Below are 3,344 nucleotides of genomic sequence, written 5' to 3' on the forward strand. Positions count from 1 at the left end.
TGCCCATCGGTCAGCCGATTCCGGATTTCGTGGATATCGGCACATTGAGTTTTGAGCATCCGGATCTGGAACATAGAAAAACAAAGATAGATTTTTTTTTAAATAAAAAAGATATTTATTAAATATGAATAATTAAGTATTAAAAAATAATAAAAAAACCTATCCTATAAAAATAATTTTTAAGGATAGGTTTGTAAATAATCTAACTAATTTCAAATAGTATAATTTAGTGATATCCTACACCACCTGAAATAGAACCTAAAATGGCAGAACAAGCAACTCCAATCCAGAATGAGATTTTGGAATCACTGTCTTCGTCATCATCAAGAATTACTAAGAAAAATCCAACAGGGCAACATAAAAGTCCCCATGCAAATGCTCCCCATTTCATATCACCTATGCCAAATGCCATATTTAATGGTGAAGGACAACTTAGGTTTAATGAAGAAACAAGTTGCGGTTGCTGAATGCTTAATTCTGTATAGGTTGTGCTTTCATTTTGTAAAACGTAGTTTTCAAGTACAACTAATTCAGAGAATTCATTTTGCATTGCGGATTCATCATAAGAAAAAAGTTCTGCATTTGAAGAAAAAACTGAATTTGAAAATAAAAATAAACCCAGTAAAAGAAAGAGAATGTTTTTTTTCATAGTTTTTTTAATTTTGTTTAATAAAATAGAAAAACAAAGATATACTTTTTTTAAAAATAAAGAAGATATTTATTATTTATTTAGTATCTCTTAGAAAACTATCTATTTTTATAAAATGAATTATTTTTGATGAGATTTTTACTTTTTGGAAATGAACTGATGTCTTTGCATCAGTGATTTGAGAAAAATAGAAATATCGCAAAAAGAAACATTTTTAATTTTGTAGAGTTTTCTAAGAGACACTATTTAATAGGAATATATAGCAAGTTACATACAAAGCTATCAATGATACATTTAAGCACAACTTGGTATTAGCTTATCAGTTCAAATTAAGATTTATTCAATAAAATATTTGTAATTAAATTTGTATAATGTTTAACAATATCATATCTTTGTATTGTTTTAAAACCATATTACAATACATGTTTTAGTTGATAAACTGAGTTGTAAAAAAAATATTTTCAATTTCATATATCGGAAAATTTTCGCTAAATTGTAATTAAAGCATTTAAATCTTGAAGAAACAGCAAGAAAATAAAGTAAAATATTTGGGGATTGCAATTGAAAAAAGCACTAATCCTATTTTTTGGATAAATCCTGATTCAAATATTATTAATGTGAATGATAAAGCTTGTTTACATTTAGGTTATTCATCAAAAGATGAATTGATAAATTTAAAGATTGACGATATTAGCTTGAGACATCATAAAAATAATTTTAATGATTTATGGAAAGAAATTAAAAATAGAAAAACATACACATTTGAAACTAAGCATAAAACTAAGGATGGAGATATTATTCCAGTAACTATTCAAGCAAATTTTATAGAATTTAAGGGAGAGGAAATTGTAAGTTGTTTAGTAAAAGATCTTAAAAAAGAAGACTTAGTTGATAAAAAAGAAATTGATTCTCCTAAATTTAATTCACCCACTCTTGATGTTATTGCTGAACCATTATATGTTGTTGATAAAGAATTTAAAATTATTAAGAGCAACAAAGCGACAATAAAGCTATTTAAAAGTTATGAAGTAAGTAGTAAGTTGTCGTTAAAAGAGATTGAAAATAGATTGTTCAGTGAATTAGATGATTTAAAGAAAGTTGTAGAATTAAAAAAATCAATAAAAATTAAAAAGTATTTTGAGTTTATTGATAAATGGTTTGATATTGGGGCTTATCCAATTATTGATAAAAATGAGAATTTAAATTTTGTAGTGATTTATTTTTATGATATTTCTGATAATAAGAAAACAGAAATTGCCCTTGTTGAAAGTGAATTGCGATATAGAACAGCAGTTGAAAAAAGTCATGATGCTATAGTTATTTTTTGGAAAAATAAAGTATTTTATCATAACAGTAAAGCATTAGATATTACAGGATATTCGGAAGAAGATGCAAGAAAAGTAAACATAATTGATATTATTCATCCTGAAGATAGAGCAAAAATTAAAGATATTTGGAAAAGAAGAGAAGAAGGTAAATATGTAGAAAAGCTTACAAATTTTAGAATATTGACTAAGTCAGGAGAACTAAAATATATTGAGACTAATGGTGATGTAGTAAGTTATCAGGGTAAAAAAGCAGTTTTGATTTCAGCAAGAGATATTACAAATAGAGTTTTATTAGAAAAAGAAAAAAGCTTATCACATGCAGCAATTGATAATGTAGGTGAAGCAATTTATCTTTTAAACAAGGATGCTTATGTTTGTAGGTCAAATGATTTTTGTTGTGGGTTATGGGGAATTTCAAGAGAAGAGTTGACAAAAACTAAGATATTTAAAATCAATAAAAAATTAAATAAAAAAAATTGGTTGGCATTTTGGGAAAGCATGATGCTCAAAAAAGAAACTGTGAATGAAGCAATTCATACTATAAGTGGTAATAAAAAAGTACAGGTTGAAGTAAAATACAATTTATTTGAATTTGATAATATTAAATATATTCTTGCTATTGCCAGTGATATTACAGAAAGGAAAAAAAGCGAACAAAGAATAACTAAGCAACTTTTGGAAATTAAGAGGCTTAAAGATAGACTTGAAACTGAAAATCTATATTTAAAAGATGAAATAAAACTTAATCATAACTTTAATGAGATTATAACTAAAGATAATAAATTAAAAAAAATACTACAAAATGTTGAGAAAGTTGCAAGTACAGACTCGTCAGTTTTGATTTTAGGGGAAACGGGTACAGGAAAAGAATTACTTGCAAGAGCAATTCATGATATTAGCAAAAGAAGAAATAAATCTTTAATAAAAATAAATTGTGCAGCTTTACCTGCAAATTTACTTGAAAGTGAACTTTTTGGATATGAGAAAGGTGCGTTTACAGGAGCATTGAGTAAAAGAATAGGGCGATTTGAAATTGCTGATAAAGGCACTATATTTTTAGATGAAATTGGTGAATTACCCATGGAATTACAACCCAAATTATTGAGAGTTTTGCAGGATGGAGAATTTGAAAGACTTGGGAGTTCCAAAACAATTAAAGTTAATGTTAGAATAATTTCTGCATCAAATAGAGATTTGAAAAAAGAAATTTCAGAAAAAAAATTCAGACCAGATTTATATTACAGGTTAAATGTTTTTCCAATTTATAACCCGCCTTTAAGAGATAGAAAAAATGATATTCCATTACTTGTGAATTATTTTGTAAATAAGTTTTCTAAAATACATGGAAAACAAATTTATAGAATTAC

At 26.1% G+C, this 3,344-nt stretch carries 2 protein-coding genes and 1 pseudogene; 2 read left to right on the forward strand and 1 reads right to left on the reverse strand.

The genetic code is table 11. From position 1 onward, the window contains the following. Window positions 1–226: 226 nt before the first annotated feature. A complete protein-coding gene (locus U9R42_06185) occupies window positions 227–649 on the reverse strand; it encodes a hypothetical protein (GenBank protein ID MEA3495609.1) in 423 nt (140 codons plus the stop codon). Between the two features lie 548 nt (window positions 650–1,197). Here U9R42_06185 and U9R42_06190 point away from each other — a divergent pair. Together U9R42_06190 and U9R42_06195 are read left to right on the forward strand one after the other, a co-directional pair. Next, a pseudogene (locus tag U9R42_06190) lies at window positions 1,198–2,217 on the forward strand (PAS domain S-box protein). A gap of 15 nt (window positions 2,218–2,232) precedes the next feature. Next, window positions 2,233–3,344 (forward strand): sigma 54-interacting transcriptional regulator (locus U9R42_06195; protein ID MEA3495610.1); only part of this gene is annotated, 1,112 nt, incomplete at its 3' end.

The organism is Bacteroidota bacterium, from assembly GCA_034723125.1.
Lineage (GTDB): Bacteria > Bacteroidota > Bacteroidia > CAILMK01 > JAAYUY01 > JAYEOP01.

Coding starts and splice junctions, on each gene's coding strand:
- U9R42_06185 (MEA3495609.1), bottom strand. CDS start 649: ATGAAAAAAAACATTCTCTTTCTTTTACTGGGTTTATTTTTATTTTCA.